Source organism: Geminicoccus flavidas (assembly GCF_009806515.1).
GTDB classification, from domain to species: domain Bacteria; phylum Pseudomonadota; class Alphaproteobacteria; order Geminicoccales; family Geminicoccaceae; genus Geminicoccus; species Geminicoccus flavidus.
On sequence record NZ_WUJP01000250.1, the window covers coordinates 1 to 1,973 of the forward strand.

A 1,973-nucleotide genomic window follows, 5' to 3' on the forward strand; every position below is an offset into this window, starting at 1 on the left:
GCGAGCGCATGGCTGCGGCCCATGAAGCCGCTGCCAATCAGCCCGACATTGAGCCGCTTCATGCCAGCACCTCCCGGTTGACCACCACGGCCGGGTCCAGCCGCCCCGCCAGCCCCGCCACGACGTTGGTTGCCGACTCCACCGCCATCCGCACCATCGCTTCCTGCGTGACCCCGGCGACATGGGCGGTGACCAGGGCGTTCGGCAGGCCGAACAGCGGATGGTCCAGAGGTGGCGGCTCGCGGTCGAACACATCCAGCCCGGCGCCACGCAACCGGCCCTCCTTCAGGGCCTGGACCAGCGCCTGCTCGTCGACGATCCCGCCGCGCGCGGTGTTCACCAGGATCGCCCCCGGCTTCATCCGCGCCAGCATCCCTGCGTCGAACAGGTTCACGGTAGCTACCGTGCGCGGCACGTGCAGGCTGACCACATCGGCCTCGGCCACCGCCGGCTCCAGATCTTCCGCCTTGCTGCAGCCGGGCAGGGCCGGCGCGAACGGGTCGAACACCGCGACCTGCATGGCGAACGCCAGCGCCCGCTGCGCCAGCTCCCGGCCGATCCGCCCGCCGCCCACCAGCAGCAGCCGCTTGCCGTTCAGCTCGATCGCATGATTGCCGTGCCGCCAGCCCCAGTCGCCGGAGCGCAGCGCCTGATCGTGCTCACGGCCGCGCTTGGCCAGCTCCAGCATCATCCAGAACGCATGCTCGGCGACCGAGACGGCGTTGGCGGTGGCGGCGATGGCGAGCGGAATGCGGCGCTCGGTCAGGTAGCCGACGTCCAGGTTGTCGTAGCCGACACCGTGGCGGGACACGACCTGGAGCCGGGGTGCCGCGTCCAGGAGGTCGGGCGGCATCGGCATGGTCCGCACCAGCAGGCCGTTCGCCTCCGGCAGCCGGGCGCGCACAGCTTCGGGATCGGCCTCCTCGATCATCTCGAAGGTGACGCCCGGCGCTGCGCGCAGCACCGCCAGCCCGGCCTCGACCACCCGGCCCACCACCAGGACGTGCGGCATCTCAGTAGGTCCCGCCGTTGCCGCCGGGTGCCGGGCGGTCCTGCATGGCGGCAGCGACGTTGGCCGCCTCGGCCGCCATGAAGCGGGCATCCGAGCCGACCGTGACAAGGTCGAACCCGGCGGCGATCATCTTCTTGGCATAGGCGGCCGAGCCGTTATGGATGCCGGCTTTCAGCCCGTGTGCCTTGACCCGCGCGATGATGTGCCGGATCGCATCCACCACCGCCGGCTCCTCGGGGTCGAAGCGCGGCGGGTAGCCCAGCGAGGCGGCGAGGTCGGACGGGCCGACATAGACCGCGTCCAGCCCGGGCACGCTCAGGATGTCGTCGAGATTGGCCAGCGCCTCGCGGGTCTCGATCATGGCGAACGCCACGATCTCGTCATTGGCCTTGGCCGGATAGCTCGGCCCGTGCGCGTAGAGGGCTCGGATCGGGCCGAAGCTGCGGGTCCCTCTCGGCGGGTAGCGCATCACCGACAGGAAGGCCTCCGCCTCCGCCCGGTTGTTCACCATCGGGCAGATCACGCCCATCACCCCGGCATCCAACATGCGCTGGATGATGCCGGGCTCGTTCCACGGCACCCGGCACAAGGGCGTGGTCCTGGTGGTGGCGACCGCCTGGAGCATGGTGATCGCCGTCTGATAATCGGCGACGCCGTGCTGCAGGTCGACGGTCAGGGTGTCGAAGCCCTGGTGCGCCATGATCTCGGCGGAAAAGGACGAGGGGATCGCCAGCCAGCCATTCAGCGCGGCCTTGTCTTCTGCCCAGATCTGCCGGAGCCCGTTCGGCTGCATCCGCTCAGCTCCCTTTCAGCTCGATGGTTTTGCCGGAGTTCAACGCTTCGAGTGCCGCATCCGCAAGAAGCAGGGCGCGCCGGCCGTCCTCGAAGCCGACCGGGACCGGCCTGCCCTCGGTCACCGCGTCGATGAACGCATCCAGTTCGGCGCGATAGGCCTCGGCGT

General features: G+C 70.1%; 3 protein-coding genes. All 3 read right to left on the reverse strand.

Features of this window, described 5'->3' with window-relative positions:
- Positions 1-58 precede the first annotated feature (58 nt).
- Positions 59-1,012 carry a hydroxyacid dehydrogenase gene (locus EQG76_RS06945; protein ID WP_159711853.1) on the reverse strand — a complete coding sequence of 318 codons (954 nt, stop codon included), beginning with the start codon at positions 1,010-1,012 and terminating at the stop codon, positions 59-61.
- A gap of 1 nt (position 1,013) precedes the next feature.
- Positions 1,014-1,805: an HpcH/HpaI aldolase family protein gene (locus tag EQG76_RS06950; RefSeq protein WP_159711855.1), complete on the reverse strand. Its 792-nt coding sequence runs from the start codon at positions 1,803-1,805 to the stop codon at positions 1,014-1,016.
- Between the two features lie 4 nt (positions 1,806-1,809).
- On the reverse strand, positions 1,810-1,973 hold a 164-nt coding region (locus tag EQG76_RS33300), incomplete at its 5' end, for a Gfo/Idh/MocA family oxidoreductase (RefSeq protein ID WP_255476484.1).

Coding starts and splice junctions, on each gene's coding strand:
- EQG76_RS06945 (WP_159711853.1), bottom strand. CDS start 1,012: ATGCCGCACGTCCTGGTGGTGGGCCGGGTGGTCGAGGCCGGGCTGGCG.
- EQG76_RS06950 (WP_159711855.1), bottom strand. CDS start 1,805: ATGCAGCCGAACGGGCTCCGGCAGATCTGGGCAGAAGACAAGGCCGCG.